Source organism: Pseudomonas sp. KH_050, assembly GCF_057838875.1.
This window is the reverse complement of the sequence record NZ_CM174478.1, coordinates 1,828,569-1,844,952: the sequence shown is the minus strand read 5'-3', so window position 1 is coordinate 1,844,952 and position 16,384 is coordinate 1,828,569. Positions and strand designations below refer to the sequence as shown.

18 protein-coding genes are annotated in these 16,384 nt (G+C 58.8%); 3 read left to right on the top strand and 15 right to left on the bottom strand.

Translation table 11 applies throughout. The annotated features are described in order from the left end of the window. Positions 1-2: 2 nt before the first annotated feature. From pheT to thrS, 6 genes are all read right to left on the bottom strand, one after another. Entirely contained in the window at positions 3-2,381 is a 2,379-nt protein-coding gene (gene pheT / locus AC3IUA_RS08575) for a phenylalanine--tRNA ligase subunit beta (protein WP_489360014.1), read from the bottom strand. Positions 2,382-2,407: 26 nt separating this feature from the next. Then, positions 2,408-3,424 (bottom strand): phenylalanine--tRNA ligase subunit alpha, encoded by a 1,017-nt coding sequence (gene pheS, locus AC3IUA_RS08570; protein WP_007905876.1) that lies wholly within the window; start codon positions 3,422-3,424, stop codon positions 2,408-2,410. Positions 3,425-3,533: 109 nt separating this feature from the next. Further along, complete coding sequence (rplT, locus tag AC3IUA_RS08565; RefSeq protein ID WP_007905879.1) at positions 3,534-3,890, bottom strand: 50S ribosomal protein L20; 357 nt, start codon at positions 3,888-3,890, stop codon at positions 3,534-3,536. A 29-nt stretch (positions 3,891-3,919) separates the two neighbouring features. Next, positions 3,920-4,114: a 50S ribosomal protein L35 gene (gene rpmI, locus AC3IUA_RS08560; protein WP_003442181.1), complete on the bottom strand. Its 195-nt coding sequence runs from the start codon at positions 4,112-4,114 to the stop codon at positions 3,920-3,922. A 60-nt stretch (positions 4,115-4,174) separates the two neighbouring features. Next, positions 4,175-4,726 carry a translation initiation factor IF-3 gene (gene infC / locus AC3IUA_RS08555; protein ID WP_170947229.1) on the bottom strand — a complete coding sequence of 184 codons (552 nt, stop codon included), beginning with the start codon at positions 4,724-4,726 and terminating at the stop codon, positions 4,175-4,177. Continuing rightward, the gene (gene thrS / locus AC3IUA_RS08550; protein WP_489360011.1) at positions 4,726-6,648 is read right to left on the bottom strand and encodes a threonine--tRNA ligase; all 1,923 of its coding nucleotides are present in this window, start codon (positions 6,646-6,648) and stop codon (positions 4,726-4,728) included. Before thrS ends, infC begins: the two co-directional genes overlap by 1 nt. A gap of 388 nt (positions 6,649-7,036) precedes the next feature. Between thrS and AC3IUA_RS08545 the strand changes: the two genes are divergently transcribed. Together AC3IUA_RS08545 and AC3IUA_RS08540 are read left to right on the top strand one after the other, a co-directional pair. Beyond that, entirely contained in the window at positions 7,037-7,336 is a 300-nt protein-coding gene (locus AC3IUA_RS08545) for a hypothetical protein (protein WP_489360010.1), read from the top strand. A 292-nt stretch (positions 7,337-7,628) separates the two neighbouring features. Beyond that, positions 7,629-7,841: a cold-shock protein gene (locus tag AC3IUA_RS08540; RefSeq protein WP_003179963.1), complete on the top strand. Its 213-nt coding sequence runs from the start codon at positions 7,629-7,631 to the stop codon at positions 7,839-7,841. Between the two features lie 72 nt (positions 7,842-7,913). On the opposite strand, the gene AC3IUA_RS08535 is transcribed toward AC3IUA_RS08540, so the two are convergent. Further along, entirely contained in the window at positions 7,914-8,225 is a 312-nt protein-coding gene (locus tag AC3IUA_RS08535; RefSeq protein WP_489360008.1) for an I78 family peptidase inhibitor, read from the bottom strand. A gap of 169 nt (positions 8,226-8,394) precedes the next feature. Beyond that, positions 8,395-8,700, bottom strand: a complete 306-nt coding sequence (locus tag AC3IUA_RS08530) for a hypothetical protein (RefSeq protein ID WP_489360006.1) — start codon at positions 8,698-8,700, stop codon at positions 8,395-8,397. A gap of 166 nt (positions 8,701-8,866) precedes the next feature. Here AC3IUA_RS08530 and AC3IUA_RS08525 point away from each other — a divergent pair, with 166 nt between their 5' ends. Continuing rightward, positions 8,867-9,079: a hypothetical protein gene (locus tag AC3IUA_RS08525; protein WP_489360005.1), complete on the top strand. Its 213-nt coding sequence runs from the start codon at positions 8,867-8,869 to the stop codon at positions 9,077-9,079. Positions 9,080-9,112: 33 nt separating this feature from the next. Here the strand turns inward: AC3IUA_RS08525 and AC3IUA_RS08520 are convergent, their stop codons facing one another. Genes AC3IUA_RS08520 through AC3IUA_RS08490 form a run of 7 tightly spaced genes read right to left on the bottom strand, consistent with a single transcriptional unit; the run spans position 9,113 to position 16,093 of the window. Further along, positions 9,113-10,141, bottom strand: coding sequence for a nucleoside hydrolase (locus AC3IUA_RS08520; RefSeq protein ID WP_489360003.1), 1,029 nt, complete (start codon positions 10,139-10,141; stop codon positions 9,113-9,115). Between the two features lie 45 nt (positions 10,142-10,186). Next, positions 10,187-10,591: a D-ribose pyranase gene (gene rbsD, locus AC3IUA_RS08515; RefSeq protein ID WP_489360001.1), complete on the bottom strand. Its 405-nt coding sequence runs from the start codon at positions 10,589-10,591 to the stop codon at positions 10,187-10,189. Then, a complete protein-coding gene (gene rbsK, locus AC3IUA_RS08510; RefSeq protein ID WP_489359999.1) occupies positions 10,588-11,505 on the bottom strand; it encodes a ribokinase in 918 nt (305 codons plus the stop codon). Before rbsK ends, rbsD begins: the two co-directional genes overlap by 4 nt. Positions 11,506-11,528: 23 nt before the next feature. Then, positions 11,529-12,548, bottom strand: coding sequence for a LacI family DNA-binding transcriptional regulator (locus AC3IUA_RS08505; protein ID WP_489359997.1), 1,020 nt, complete (start codon positions 12,546-12,548; stop codon positions 11,529-11,531). A 3-nt stretch (positions 12,549-12,551) separates the two neighbouring features. Continuing rightward, on the bottom strand, positions 12,552-13,529 hold the full coding sequence (locus AC3IUA_RS08500) for an ABC transporter permease (RefSeq protein ID WP_489359995.1): 978 nt from the start codon (positions 13,527-13,529) through the stop codon (positions 12,552-12,554). Next, entirely contained in the window at positions 13,526-15,079 is a 1,554-nt protein-coding gene (locus AC3IUA_RS08495) for a sugar ABC transporter ATP-binding protein (RefSeq protein WP_489359993.1), read from the bottom strand. The genes AC3IUA_RS08500 and AC3IUA_RS08495 overlap by 4 nt, the downstream gene beginning before the upstream one ends. 57 nt (positions 15,080-15,136) lie before the next feature. After that, on the bottom strand, positions 15,137-16,093 hold the full coding sequence (locus tag AC3IUA_RS08490; protein WP_489359991.1) for a sugar ABC transporter substrate-binding protein: 957 nt from the start codon (positions 16,091-16,093) through the stop codon (positions 15,137-15,139). Between the last annotated feature and the right edge of the window lie 291 nt (positions 16,094-16,384).

The window sequence follows — 16,384 nt, the reverse complement described above, 5'->3', positions numbered from 1 at the left end:
CGTCACTTCCTTAACGTGGCGTTCAACCTTTGTTCGAGCGAGGTGAGGATGTTTTGCGTCGTGGTATTCACCTCATCGTCATTAAGAGTGCGCGATGGATGCTGCCAGGTCAAGCCGACTGCAAGGCTTTTTCTATGCGGATCAATGCCTTTACCCTGATACACGTCAAATAGCCTGAGGTCTGTCAGCCACTCGCCTGCATTCTCACGGATTACGTCCAGTACGGCACTGGCTGCAACGTCTTTGTCGGCCAGCAGTGCAAGATCACGACGCACTTCAGGAAAACGCGACAACTCCTGGAATTTAGGCATTTTGCCCAACGCCACTTCGGCCAGCACCAGCTCGAAAACGAAGACCGGACGGTCGAGACCGAGGGTTTTCGACAATTCAGGGTGTATAGCGCCGACGTAACCGACTTCGCGCCCCTCACGTTCGATGCGCGCGGTTTGACCCGGGTGCAGCGCAGGGTGTTTGCCCGGCGCGAAGGTGAACGAGTCCCGTGCGCCGGCAAAGCCCAGCACCGCTTCAACGTCAGCTTTAACGTCGAAGAAGTCCACGGTATCGCGACCTTGGGCCCAGCCTTCCGGCAGACGGCTACCGCAGACCACACCGGCCAGCATCGGCTCTTGTTTCAGGCCTTGCAGTTGACCGACAAAGCGCAGGCCGCTTTCGAACAGGCGCACACGATCCTGTTGACGGTTCAGGTTGTGCTGCAGCGCCTTGACCAGGCCTGGCCACAAGGACGAGCGCATGGCGGCCATGTCGCTGGAGATCGGGTTGGCCAGCAGCAGCGGCTCGACGCCAGGGCTGAACAGCTCGAACTGTTTCGGATCGATGAAGCTGTAGGTGATCGCTTCCTGGTAACCACGGGCCACCAGCAGACGGCGCAGCTCAGGCAGATCGCTACGGGCTTCAGCCTTGGCTTGCGGCGCCAGGCGGGCTTGCGGGTAGCGAACCGGCAGACGGTTGTAGCCGTACAGACGGGCCAGCTCTTCGATCAGGTCGACTTCGAGGCTGATATCGAAGCGGAAGCTTGGCACTTCTACGCGCCACTGCCCTGCCCCATCGGCGGAAATCTTCAGGCCCAAAGCGCTGAGCAGACGCTCGACTTCGGCCGGATCCATTTCCATGCCCAGCATCTGGGTGATGCGCTGGGCACGCAGAGTGATCGGCGCGATCGACGGCAGGTGCTGCTCGCTGACGGTTTCGATGATCGGACCGGCTTCGCCACCAGCGATTTCCAGCAGCAGGCCAGTGGCGCGCTCCATGGCTTCACGGGCCAGTTGCCAGTCCACGCCACGCTCGTAGCGGTGCGAGGCGTCGGTGTGCAGGCCGTAGGAACGGGCCTTGCCAGCGACGGCTATCTGGTCGAAGAACGCGCTTTCGAGGAAGACGTCGCGAGTGGTCGCGGACACGCCGCTGTGCTCGCCACCCATCACACCGGCAATGGCCAGGGCGCGGGAGTGGTCGGCAATCACCAGCGTATCGCTACGCAGGCTGACTTCCTGGCCGTCGAGCAGCACCAGTTTCTCGCCTTCTTCGGCCATGCGCACCCGAATGCCGCCATTGATTTCGGCGAGATCGAAAGCGTGCAGCGGCTGACCCAGTTCCAGCATCACGTAGTTGGTGATGTCGACCGCGGCGTCGATGCTGCGTACGTCGGAACGACGCAGGCGCTCGACCATCCACAGCGGCGTTGGCTGGGTCAGATCGACGTTACGGATAACGCGACCCAGGTAACGCGGGCAAGCAGCCGGCGCCAGGACTTCAACCGTACGGATTTCATCGTGCACGGCGGGGACGCTGGCAACCACCAGCGGTGTGACTTCAGCAGCGTAGAGCGCGCCGACTTCACGGGCCAGGCCGGTCAGGGACAGACAGTCGCCACGGTTCGGGGTCAGGTCGACCTCGATGCTGGCGTCGTCCAGTTTCAGGTACTCACGAATGTCCAGGCCGACCGGCGCATCGGCCGGCAATTCCATCAAACCGTCGTTGCCTTCACCGACCTGCAACTCGACTTGCGAGCACAGCATGCCGTTGGACTCGACGCCGCGCAGCTTGGCTTTCTTGATTTTAAAGTCGCCTGGCAGATCGGCACCGATCATGGCGAACGGGATCTTCAGGCCCGGGCGCACGTTTGGCGCGCCGCATACCACCTGGAAGGTCTCCGAGCCATTGCTGACCTGGCAAACACGCAGCTTGTCGGCGTCCGGGTGCTGCTCGGTGCTCAGCACCTCGCCCACGACCACGCCACTGAATTCACCGGCGGCCTGCGTAACGCTATCGACCTCAAGACCGGCCATCGACAGACGAGCAACCAGCTCATCGCCACTTACCTGCGGGTTTACCCAACCACGCAGCCATTGTTCACTGAATTTCATCCTGCTCTCCTAAGAATTCGTTACGACTAGCGAAATTGCGCGAGGAATCGCAAGTCGTTGTCGAAGAACAGACGCAAGTCGTTCACGCCGTAACGCAGCATGGCCAGACGCTCAACGCCCATGCCGAAGGCAAAGCCCGAGAACTCTTCCGGGTCGATCCCGGACATGCGCAGCACGTTCGGGTGAACCATGCCGCAGCCCATGACTTCCAGCCAGCCAGTCTGTTTGCAGACGCGGCAGCCTTTACCGCTGCACATCACGCATTCCATGTCGACTTCGGCGGATGGCTCGGTGAACGGGAAATACGAAGGACGGAAACGCACGGCCAGTTCTTTTTCGAAGAACACACGCAGGAACTCTTCGATGGTCCCTTTCAGGTCGGCGAAGTTGATATCGCGGTCGACCAGCAGGCCTTCGACCTGGTGGAACATCGGCGAGTGGGTGATATCGGAGTCGCTACGGTACACACGGCCTGGGCAGACGATGCGGATCGGCGGTTGTTTCGATTCCATGGTGCGGACCTGTACCGGCGAGGTATGGGTGCGCAGCAACATGTTGGCATTGAAATAGAAGGTGTCATGCATCGACCGGGCCGGGTGATGGCCTGGGATGTTGAGCGCTTCGAAGTTGTGGTAATCGTCTTCGACCTCAGGGCCTTCGGCAATGCCGTAGCCGATGTGGGTGAAGAACTGTTCGATACGTTCCAGAGTCCGGGTAACCGGATGCAAACCACCGGAGGTCTGGCCACGGCCAGGCAGGGTCACGTCAATGGACTCGGCGGACAGTTTGGCGGCTAGATCAGCCTCTTCAAACAACGCCTTGCGCGCATTGAGAACCTCTGTAACACGCTCCTTGGCAACGTTGATCAGGGCACCGACCTGCGGACGCTCCTCTGCCGGCAAATTCCCCAGGGTCTTCATCACCTGAGTCAATTCGCCCTTTTTGCCAAGGTAGTGAACCCGGATTTGCTCCAGGGCATTGATATCTTCTGCGCTTTGCACAGCCTCTAGTGCTTGAGAGACCAGCGCATCCAGGTTTTCCATGTACAGACTCCAGATACAAAATAGGGGAAGAGCTTAAAGGCTCTTCCCCTATTTATGACGTTTAACACCTGGGCCCACGGAGGTGAGCCCGGGTGACTGTCGGGGGTACTTAAGCCAAGGTGGCTTTAGCTTTCTCGACAATCGCAGCAAACGCCGCTTTTTCGTTCACTGCCAGATCAGCCAGAACCTTACGGTCGATCTCGATGGACGCTTTTTTCAGGCCGGCGATGAAACGGCTGTAGGACAGACCGTTGATACGTGCACCAGCGTTGATACGAGCGATCCACAGAGCGCGGAACTGACGTTTTTTCTGACGACGGTCACGGTAGGCGTATTGGCCTGCCTTGATTACCGCTTGCTTGGCAACACGGAATACGCGCGAGCGAGCGCCGTAGTAGCCTTTAGCAAGTTTCAGAATTTTTTTGTGACGTTTACGGGCAATGACGCCACGCTTTACACGAGCCATGAGTTACTTCCTCTATTCTTAACCAAAAATTAGCAAAGGCGCAGCATACGCTTGACTTTTGCAACGTCGGACGGGTGCAGCAAGCTGCTACCGCGCAGCTGACGCTTACGCTTGGTCGACATTTTGGTCAGGATGTGGCTCTTGAAAGCGTGTTTGTGCTTGATACCGTTAGCAGTTTTCAGAAACCGCTTAGCAGCACCACTTTTAGTCTTCATCTTTGGCATGTTCGGATACTCCGCATTCAGTTGATAAACATAACCGTAAGGCCTGCCGTGCCCTGGTGGTTATTTCTTCTTTTTCGGGGCGATGACCATAATCAGTTGGCGTCCTTCCATCTTAGGATGCTGTTCGACCGAACCGTACTCGAGCAGGTCAGCTTCAACCCGCTTGAGGAGTTCCATCCCCAGCTCCTGGTGGGCCATCTCACGACCGCGGAATCTCAACGATACCTTGGCCCTGTCCCCGTCACTCAGGAAACGTACCAGGTTGCGCAGTTTTACCTGGTAATCCCCTTCCTCCGTCCCTGGACGAAACTTGATTTCTTTAACCTGAATCTGCTTCTGGTTTTTCTTGGCCGCGGCAACCTGTTTCTTCTTCTCGAAGATCGATTTGCCGTAGTCCATCAGTTTGCAAACAGGGGGTACTGCATCGGCGGAAATCTCCACCAGATCCAGTTTGGCCTCTTCAGCCTTAAGAAGCGCGTCTTCAATTGACACAATCCCAAGCTGTTCACCTTCAGCCCCAATTAACCGAACCTCGCGTGCCGAGATATTCTCGTTGATCGGGGCTTTCGGTGCAGCTCGTTTATCTTGTCTCATTTCACGCTTAATAATAATTACTCCGAATCTGGGCGACCACGCCGGGAAACCGCTTGCGCGAGGAACTCAGCGAACTGGGCGACGGGCATCGAGCCCAGGTCAGCACCTTCACGAGTACGCACAGCGACAGTCTGCATCTCGACTTCCCGATCTCCGATAACCAAGAGATAAGGAACCTTGAGCAAAGTATGCTCGCGGATTTTAAAGCCGATCTTTTCATTTCTCAAGTCAGACTTGGCACGAAATCCGCTTTGATTGAGAGTTTTTTCAACCTCAGCGGCAAAATCTGCCTGTTTATCAGTGATATTCATGATCACTGCCTGAGTCGGAGCCAGCCACGCAGGGAACGCGCCCTCGTAATGCTCGATCAGGATCCCGACGAAACGTTCGAAGGAGCCGAGGATCGCCCGGTGCAACATAACCGGGTGCTTGCGACTGTTGTCTTCGGAGACGTATTCGGCTCCCAGACGGATTGGCAGGTTAAAATCGAGCTGCAGGGTACCACACTGCCAGACGCGACCAAGGCAATCTTTCAGCGAGAACTCGATCTTCGGACCGTAGAAAGCACCCTCGCCCGGCTGCAGATCGTACGGCAGGCCCGCACTATCAAGGGCTGCGGCCAGTGCAGCTTCGGCGCGATCCCACAGCTCGTCGGAACCGACGCGTTTTTCCGGACGAGTGGACAGTTTCATCTCGACGTCTTTAAAGCCGAAGTCGGCATAAACGTCCATGGTCAGCTTGATGAACGCAGCGGATTCGGCCTGCATCTGCTCTTCGGTGCAGAAGATGTGGGCGTCGTCCTGAGTGAACGCACGCACGCGCATGATGCCGTGCAGCGCGCCCGATGGCTCGTTACGGTGGCAGGCACCGAATTCGGCCAGGCGCATCGGCAACTCGCGGTAGCTTTTCAGGCCCTGGTTGAACACCTGCACGTGGCACGGGCAGTTCATTGGCTTGATGGCGTAGTCGCGGTTTTCCGACTGAGTGGTGAACATGTTGTCGGCGTAGTTGGCCCAGTGCCCGGATTTCTCCCACAGGCTGCGGTCAACGACCTGAGGCGTCTTGATCTCCAGGTAACCGTTGTCGCGCTGAACCTTGCGCATGTACTGCTCGAGCACCTGGTACAGAGTCCAGCCGTTCGGGTGCCAGAACACCATGCCCGGCGACTCTTCCTGGGTGTGGAACAGGCCCAGGCGCTTGCCGATCTTGCGGTGATCGCGCTTTTCAGCTTCTTCGATCCGCTGGATGTAAGCCGCCAGCTGCTTCTTGTCGGCCCAGGCAGTGCCGTAGACGCGCTGCAATTGCTCGTTCTTGGCATCGCCACGCCAGTAGGCGCCGGACAGTTTGGTCAGCTTGAAGGACTTCAGGAAGCGGGTGTTCGGCACGTGCGGACCACGGCACATGTCGACGTATTCTTCGTGATAGTACAGGCCCATGGCCTGCTCGTTCGGCATGTCTTCGACCAGGCGCAGCTTGTAGTCTTCACCGCGAGCGCTGAACACGTCGATCACTTCGGCACGCGGAGTGACTTTCTTGATCACGTCGTAATCTTTCTCGATCAGCTGGTGCATGCGCTGTTCGATGGCCGTCAGGTCGTCCGGAGTGAAAGGACGCTCGTAGGCGATGTCGTAATAGAAGCCTTCATCGATGACCGGACCGATGACCATCTTCGCTGTCGGGTACAGCTGCTTGACCGCGTGGCCAATCAGGTGGGCGCAAGAGTGGCGAATGATCTCCAGCCCCTCTTCATCCTTTGGCGTGATGATTTGCAGGGTGGCGTCGCTGTCGATCATGTCACTGGCGTCGACCAGCTTGCCATTGACCTTGCCGGCCACGGTGGCCTTGGCCAGACCGGCACCAATGGATGCAGAGACCTCGGCTACGGAAACCGGATGATCGAATGAACGTTGACTGCCGTCGGGAAGAGTAATAGTTGGCATGGCGCCTCCTCTCCTAGTGGTGACCCCTACCAAAGGTCACGTGGGTTGGGATGAGCCAGTACAAGATTCAGTCCAGGCCATTCAATAACGAACGCCTGCCTTACAGCGGCAGGAGCCTTGCGGCCAACCGGAAAACCGAACCAGAGTGACTGGAGTTCAAATCAGGATTATCTGGGTGCTGACCGCTACCGGGGCGACATGCCATCCGGAGCCTGAAAACACTCAAGCCGGGCATGCTAGCACAGATGAACGGTCGTCGCGCCGCAGTACCCTCGCGTTGGCGTAATTCGCCGGATATTGTGCAAGAGTGCTGAACTTGAGCTGCACTTCAGGCCTCAGATACACAGAGAACCGCACTCCGACCCATCACCACAAGGAGCATTCCAGCATGCGTCTGAATCGTTTTATCGCCATTGCTGCGCCCATCATCCTGTTACTGCCACTGACCGCCAATGCCGCATGGCCCAAGGGCGAGCGTGAAAAATACATGGCTCAGTGCACCCAGGCCGCGGGCTCCCAGCCGGGAATCAGCGCCGCCACCGCCAAATCCCATTGCGCCTGCGGTGCCGACAAGATCGCCTCGTATCCCGAAAAGGACCTCCAGGCACTGATGGACAACAAGGCCAGCGTCGATCTTTCGAACAAGGCACTGGCGGCTATTTCGACCTGCAAAGTGCCGAAAAAATAAGCGCCCGATGAGCTTTTCCTACGGTTTTTTACCGGTGAAATGACCTCAAAAACAGTTTTGCCCTACAAAATAACCAGCTTTTACAGCTTTTTTTATCCTCTTTATTTTCGGCTGAAATCCCCTGAAATCGGGGCTTCCAGCCACTCAAGGCGATAAAGAAAACGCAACTGATCGGCAAACGGCACGTCCGGGGGGCTCCCAAGTCGAACATTTCGACTATGATACCCCGGTGTGCCCAGTTGGCCTGAGCAGCACAGCACTACTGAAAATATATGTTTCTTGGAGATACACCATGTCTAATCGCCAAACCGGCACCGTAAAATGGTTCAACGATGAAAAAGGCTTCGGCTTCATCACTCCTCAAGGTGGCGGTGACGACCTGTTCGTACACTTCAAAGCTATCGAAAGCGACGGTTTCAAAAGCCTGAAAGAAGGCCAGACTGTTTCCTTCGTGGCTGAGAAAGGCCAAAAGGGTATGCAAGCTGCTCAAGTTCGCCCAGAGTAATTTCCAGGCGCACTAAAAAAACCCCGTCCATGTGACGGGGTTTTTTATGGGCGCAACAAAAGCCTGGAACGATCAGCCGCAGTTGACGCGAGTGATCACCAGGTTGGCATCGGTATTGAGATTCAGGCGATCGGAGCGGTACTCCAGCGTCACCATGTCGTTCGGCTTGAGGATTCGCGCGTTCTGCGCGCCCGAGCGCGTACGGGCCTGCTCCAGCAACTCGGGCGAAGCTTTCTTGCCGATGGCGAACTGCGCTGCTTCGGATTCACAGCGGCTGTGTCCGGTTTCGGTCGCCACAGGGTCTTTTGCCGATTCGGCGGTACTGCAGCCGGTCAGGATGACTGCTGCCAACAAGGTACCGAATGACGCGAGCTTCCAAGGCATGAAGCCTCCTTCTTTTCAAAAAATAAGCAGAGATCGTGCGACAGCTGATTTGGCTGTTGGTTTCAACAATACCCCTGGCATCCTGCCCGCAAGCTATCCAGCGCTCCAGTCTGCCTCAGCCGGCACGGGGTTTTCACGACTCAATCGTGACTGAATATGAATAACGCACTCAGTAGACGTCGATGTAGTCGAACGGAGGGTTCGGCCAGTTCTGCTTCAATGCGTTGTAAATCTGCATCACCCAGACCGCGTCACTGGCAGCGACCGCACCGACATAACCGGAGCCCTTCGCCCAGGTTTCCAGACGAAACAACAGACCTTCGGTATCGGTCCCACCGACGACACCTGAAGAAATGTAGGCGATACCACCCTTGGTGACCCGCAGCTGGGTGTGCTCATCGTCGCAGGCCGAAGCCAGCAGCTGACGCACGGCCTCCAGGGTCAAGCCGTCAGGAGTGTTCAAATCGATCTGCACAGCGCGGTCCTTGATGAGTTCTCAAAGCCCAAGTGTCGCATAGCCCTCCCCTCATGCCTAAGTCGGAGTGCGGAAAGCCTCGCAAGATGTTTAACTCGACACAGCCCAAACCTCTCGGATCGACGACCAGGCCTTGGGCGGCCTATTCAGACTTCGCGAGTTCATCATGACAACCGTAAGCATCGACGCCGACATCAAAGCCAAATGGTCTCTGGGCCACTGTTCCTATAGCCCTGGCAGCCCGGAAGAGCTGGCGATCATCAGTATCGACCTGTTGGTCAAGGAACTGGGGGCGCAGGCAGCCCAGGTGTTCATCGCGCAGATATTCGAGAAATACCCAGGCAATCATATAGGCGCGCCACACCCGGAAAGGGAGTAGCGCCCCGCTGGCTGGCACCGACGGGGCTGAAACTTACTTGAGGCGGGCCAGACGCGCCGTCAGCAAGTCGAAGAAGCCCTGGGCATCGCCGCTCTCGACCCAGAACACGTTCTTTTCCTGCTTCAGACCGTCGTGCCAGTCGACGATGGTCTGGCCCAAGGTTGGCCCTTCACGGCTGTCGACCACCATGTTCACCTGCCGGCCGCTGAACAACTGCGGCTTGAGCAGATAAGCGATGACAGTGGCGTCATGCACCGGGCCACCCGACATGCCGTAATGTTCCATATCGACTTTGACGTACTCGTTGAGAATATCCCCCACCACCTTGCTGGCATGGTTGCCCAACGCGGCGATCTGTTGCAGGCGCGCTTCGCTGGTGAGCACCTTGTGGGTCACGTCCAGCGGCAGGTAGGTCAGCTTGACGCCGCTGTTGAGGACCACTGCAGCAGCCTGCGGATCGGCGAACAGATTGAACTCGGCGACCGGGGTGATATTGCCGCCGTTGAAATGCGCGCCACCCATGACCACCACTTCCTTGATGCCCTGGGTAATGTCCGGCGCCTGAATCAGCGCCAGCGCCAGGTTGGTCTGCGGACCCAGCATGGCGATGGTGATGCTCTGGGGTTTGGCGGCGCGCAAGGTGTCGATCAGGTAATTGATCGCGCTGCCTTCGGCCAGGCCGGCCTTGGGCTCGTGCACCGTGACACCCGAGATGCCTTCCTTGCCATGGATATTCTCGGCGTAGATCGGCGTACGCAACAAGGGCTTCGGCGCCCCTGCATACACCGGTACGTCTTCACGCCCCGCCCACTCACGGGCCAGCCGCGCATTGCGCGAGGTCTTGTCGAGCCGCACGTTACCGGCGACGGTCGTCAGCGCGCGAATGCTCAGCTCCTCAGGGGACGCCAGGGCAAACAATAAGGCCACGACGTCATCGGCCCCCGGATCGGTGTCGATGATCAGATCGATTTTTTCCGCCGCTTGGGCGTTTGTAGCGGTGATCAATGACAAAAGCAGCAGACTCCGGATCAGGTGTTGAAATATCAGAGCATAGCGTTGCATGGCGCACTCCTTGTGCGTGAGGAATTCAGGCTGAAATGCAGCGGTCTAAAACGTCACGCCCGCGACCAGCACAATGTTGCAGTACGGCTGACATTCGCCGGTACGCACCACCGCGCGGGCTTGTTGGCTGAGGGTTTTGAATGCTTCGTGATCGAGCAACCGGCGCTGGCCCAATGCCGCGTTGGCCGTCAGTTCGTCAATCACCTGCAGCGCGGGCGGTTGCTTGAGGAGGATTTCTTCGGCCAGCACATGGCTTTCCACCTGCATTTCGCTGAGCACGACCTGCAAGGTGCTGATGAAGTCCGGAATGCCCTGGGTCAGTGCCAGGTCGATCAACTCGACACCGGGTGGCACGGGTAAACCGGCATCGCCGATCACCACAATATCGCCATGACCGAGGGAGGCGATCAATCGCGACAAGGCGATGTTGAGCAAGGGTGTCTTTTTCATGAGGGGCTAAAGGCCTGTACGTCGGACAAGGTTGGAATGGACGGCTGTGCGCCCGCCCGGGTGACCGACAGCGCGGCTGCGATCTGGCCGAAGCGTATGGCCTCGGCTTCGCTTTTGCCGGCCGCCAGTGCCGCGGCAAAACCACCGACGAAGGTGTCACCCGCGGCTGTCGTGTCGACGGCCTTGACCTTCGGCGCGGGGAAATGCTCGAAGCCCTTCCCGTTGGCGAACAGCGAACCCTGGGCTCCGAGGGTAACAATGACTTTGCCCGCCCCCGCCGCAATCAATCGACTCGCGGCGGCTTCGGCGGTTTCCAGCGAATCCACCGGCAAGCCGCTCAGGGCCGACGCCTCGCTTTCATTGGGAATCAGGTAATCAATGGATGAATACCAATCCGCCGGCAACGGGCTGCTTGCGGGGGCTGGATTGAGAATCATGGTCTTGCCCAGCTCCCGACCGCGCTTGAGGGTGTAGCCGACGGTCTGCATCGGCACTTCAAGCTGGCAGATGATCACATCGGCCGTCTGCAACACCGCGTCGAACGCGCTGACCGCTTCGGGCATGAGTCGAGCATTGGCGCCCGCGACGATGACAATCGAATTCTGGCTGCTGTCGTCGACCACGATCAACGCGACGCCACTGGAACCCTCGACGGTGGTCACGGCCTGGCAGTCGATCTGCTCGGCCAGCAGCGCGGCTCGCAAGTGTTCGCCATAACCATCGCCGCCAACACAGCCGATCATCGACACTTGCGCGCCAAGGCGGGCCGAAGCGACGGCCTGGTTGGCGCCCTTGCCGCCCGACACGGTGGCAAACGACTCGCCGATCAGTGTTTCACCGGCTCGCGGCAGCCGCTCGGCCCGGGTCACCAGGTCCATGTTCAGGCTGCCTACTACCACTACTTTTGCTGGCATACATCAGTACTCATCAATTCGGTTCAGCGGTATTGGTCGAAGACGCCGGCCAGCGGCGCAGTCGACTCTCGCAAGACAATGCTGGGGGTCACGATGCGCTGATCGGTCGCCAGTTGGGGTGTCGCGATCCGCCGCAACAGGACTTGCGCGGCCATCTCGCCCAGCTCGAGGATCGACTGGCCCACGGTGGTCAGTGCCGGATAGACATAACGGCTCATCTGGATATCGTCGAAGCCGATGACCGAAAGCTCGCTCGGCACACGAATATTGCGCTCGGCCGCGGCACGTAACACGCCGATACCGATCATGTCGTTACCGGCGAAAATCGCGCTGGGCGGATTCTTTTCCAGCAACGTCACGGCAGCGCTGTAACCGCCGGTGCTGGTGAAGTCGCTCTCGAGCATCCGCTCCCGCGGCACTTGCACCCCTGCCTCTTTCAGCGCCCGGCAATAACCGGCCAGACGCATCTGCGCCACGCTGGTATGGGCCGGCCCACCGATACAGGCGATGTCCCGGTGGCCCAGGTCGAGCAAGTGGCGAGTCGCCAGATAGGCGCCGTATTCATGATCGATGCGCACCATGTCCGCATCGATCCCCTCCAGCCCGCGGTCGACTATTACCATTGGCGTGCGTACGGCGGCCAGACCGGCAGCCAGGCTGGCGTCACCACCGGCCGAGGCGACGATCAAACCATCGATGCGTTTTTCCAGCAGCACCCGCAGATAGCTGCGCTGCTTGTCCGGGTTGTCGTCGGAGTTGCACAGAATCACGCAGTAGCCGTTACGCTCGCAGTAATCTTCGATGCCCCGGGCCAGTTCGGCGAAGTACGGGTTGAGGCTGTTGGGTACCAGCAAACCAATGGTTGCCGTGGTTTTCGCTTTCAACGAACGGGCCACGGCACTGGGCACGTAGTCCAGGCTCTTGATCGCCGCCTCGACTTTGATCCTGACTTCTTCACTGACTGGCCGGGTCTTGTTCACCACGTGGGAAACCGTGGTGTAGGAAATTCCGGCCAGCGCTGCCACATCTTTGATGGTTGCCATGATTCATGCCCGCCGACGTGCGCGCTGACTGCGATAAGTATCGAGCACCACTGCGACCACGATGACCGCGCCAGTGATGATGCGTTTGGTGGGTTCGGTCGCGCCGATTTGCGCGAGACCGGCCGCCAGCACGGAGATGATCAGCACGCCAAAAAAGGTACTGATGACCGAACCGCGCCCACCCATGAGGCTGGTGCCACCGATGACCACCGCGGCGATGACTTGCAGCTCCAGGCCGGAACCGGCATTCGGGTCCGCCGCTTCCAGGCGGGATATCTGAAACAGCGCCGCCACCCCGGCCAACAGTCCCATCAGACTGAACACCAGGATCTTGTAGGGCTTTGGATTGATACCTGCCAGACGCACCGCTTCTTCATTGGTACCAATGCCGATCAGGTAGCGCCCGAACACCGTGCGCGTCAGCACTGCCTGCGCGATGAAGATGATCAGCAGGGCAATGATGAACGACGGCGAAATACCGAAGGCTATCGGGTTGGACAACCAGGCAAACGCATCGCCGATATAGGCGGTGCGCGAGCCGGTCATCTGGTAAGCCACGCCGCGAGCCATTTCCAGCACGCCCAGGGACACGATGAACGACGGAATCCGCCAGGCCACGGTAATCGAACCGGTGATGGTACCAGCCAGTGCCGCGACGGCCATGCCAAGCAGGGCGGCCGGCATCACGCTCCAGCCCCAGCCAAGGATCGCCACGCTGACGGCCGAAGCGGCCAGCGCCAACACCGACCCGACCGACAGGTCGATACCGCCAATGATCAACACGAAGGTCATGCCGACAGCCAATACCATCAAATCCGGAATCTGGTTGGCCAGGGTGCTGAAGGTGTCATAGGAGAGAAAATGACTGCTCAAGGTCGAGAACAGCGCAATCATCGCCAGCAAGGCACCGGCCAGGCCCAGATAGGTGCCCAGGCCGTAATAGTTGCCAGTGCGTTTGCTGGCAGAAGGTACAGTTGTCATGGGGTATCCCTGGGCGCTGCTTCGTTGAGCAACGCATCATGTTTTTGGTAGCCGGCAAACGCGGCAGCAAGCAGTTCGTCCTGAGTCCAGCTGTCGCGCTCGAAGGTTTCGATCAAACGCCCGGCGGAAAGTACAGCAATCCGGTCGCAGATCAGCATCAACTCGCGCAGATCGCTGGAAACCACCACCAATGCCTTGCCCTGCCGGGTCAATTCGCCCAGCAAGCCATAGATGTCGAATTTGGCGCCGACGTCGATCCCGCGGGTCGGCTCGTCGAACAGCAGCACCGAACAATCGCGCTCCAGCCAGCGGCCGATCACCACTTTCTGTTGATTGCCACCCGACAGCTCGGACACCCGCTGCGCCGGGCCCGAACTGCGAATGCGCAGGGCGTCGATTTGCCGCTGGGCCAGGGCCGACTCGTCGGCAGCGTTGACGATGCCGGTGCTGGAAATCACCGGCATGTTGCCCAGGGCGATATTGGCGCTGATCGATTGAGTCAGCAGCAGGCCTTCGCCCTTGCGATCTTCAGTGATCAAGGCAATCCCGTGCCCGACCGCATCGGCTGGCGAGCGAATGCTCACTACCTGTGCCGGCGAACCCAGCGCGACGCTGCCGCTGTCTGCCGCGTCGGCACCGAAGATCAGGCGCAACAGCTCGGTGCGCCCTGCCCCTATCAGCCCGGAAATACCAAAGATCTCGCCGCTGCGCACCTCGAAGGAAACGTCGAGGACCTTGTCGGAACGGCTGAGCCCGGTGACCGTCAAGGCCACAGCGCCGATCTGCCGTGGCCCCAGGTCGATGTGTTCGCCAAGCGTGCGACCCACCATCAGGTTGACCAGTTGTTCACTGTTGTAATGGGCCATCGGCTCGACGCAGACCAGACAACCGTCCCGCAACACTGCAATGCGCTGGGCGACACGGGTCAGTTCTTCCAGGCGATGGGAGATGTAAATGATCGCCACCCCACGCGCTTGCAGGCGAGTGATTTGCTCGAAGAGCATTTCGACTTCGCGAGCGGTGAGCATCGCGGTCGGCTCATCGAGGATCAACACATGGCAATCGCCAATCAGGTTGCGGGCGATCTCGACCATCTGCTGATGACCTATGCCCAGCTCGCCGACCAGCGTATCCGGATCAATCGCATCCAGCCCGACCTGAGCCATCGCTTCAATGGCCGCCTTGCGCAATTGCTTGCGACTGATCCAGCCGCCACGGCTGGGCAGATTGTCGAGAAATAGATTTTCGGCGACGGACAAGGTCGGCAGCAGGTTGAGTTCCTGCATGACCATGCGGATCCCCAGGTCTTCGGCCTGCGCGCGGCTGGCGGGACGGTAATCCTGCCCCTGGAACTGCATCTGGCCGGTGGTCGGCGCGACCAGCCCGCCAATGATTTTCGACAGGGTACTTTTGCCTGCGCCGTTTTCACCGGTCAGCGCCAGCACTTCACCGCGCATCAATGTCAGGTCGATGTCGGTCAGCACCGGTTGAGCATAAGTCTTGCCGATACCGCTGACCGAGAGGACCGCGTTCGGGGCGAAAACTGACATAAGAAACTCTCCATGCGCCCGCCCGGATGGACGAGCGCCATTGTGCCGCCTGGGGAACTATTGGGTGACCAGTTCGACCGGAGTTTCGATCACGCCATGGGTGCCGCCCTCGACCTTCTCACCCTTCAAGATCTTCAGCGCGGTTTCGATACCAAATACCGCCTGTTTCGCAGCAAACTGATCTGCGGTCGCCAGCACACGACCGTCTTTGAGCATGGGTTTGATGGCGTTGATGTTGTCGTAACCGACCACCTTCACCTTGCCCGCCTTGCCTGCTGCGCGCACCGCGGAAACAGCGCCCACTGCCATGCTGTCATTGCCGGCCAGCAGGGCCTTGAGGTTCGGGTATTCGCTCAGCATCGAGGAGGCGACCTGGTTACCTTTGTTGATTTCCCAGTCACCGGATTGCAGGGACACGACTTTGATCTGCGCCGCTTCCATCGCATCCTTGAAGCCCGCGGTCCGCGCCTGGGCATTGGTCGTGGTGGAAACACCCTCGATGATGCCGACTTCGTCTCCGGCCTTCAGCTCCTTGGCCAGATACTCACCGACCAGACGGGCACCCTTGCGGTTATCCGGTCCTACGAACGGGACGCTGATGTTTTTGCTTTTGACGACCGTCGGGTCCAGTTGGTTATCGATGTTGATCACCGTGATGCCGGCGTCGACCGCCTTCTTGATCACCGGCACCATGGCTTTGGAGTCGGCCGGCGCGATGATCAGCGCGTTGACCTTCGAAACGATCATCTGCTCGACAATGCGAATCTGGTTGGCGGTGTCCGTTTCATCCTTGATCCCGTTGGAAATCAACTCGAAGTCTGCGGAGTGCTCTTTCTGGTAGGCCTTGGCGCCATCTTCCATGGTCAGGAAGAATTCGTTGGCCAGGGATTTCATGACCAGGGCGACTTTGGGTTTTTCAGCCGTTTCGGCGAAGGCCGAGGAAAGCGGCAGCGCGGCGGATGCGGCTGCGAGCATAGCGACAGCGAGAAGACGTCCAGCGAATGGCAGCTTCATGGGTTCACTCCGTTCTTATGATTATTTGTGAGCAACGCTAGCGGGTGAAACAAAGATTTTCGGGTCTGGAGGATCAAGTCCTCGGGTAACAAGCGCAAACGTTTGCGTAGATCGAACTATGGGAATCCTGATGACATTTGTCAACGACGAGAACACGCCTTTAAGGGCGTGTGAGCCGTGCGTTCTGATACAAAAAGTTTTCCTTGAAACTGCCTCCTCTCTCCCCAGGCAGGATAGGCAGGTTGTTTATGCAGGCGTTTTCGGTCAACCGAACGCCCGCTATCCATATCG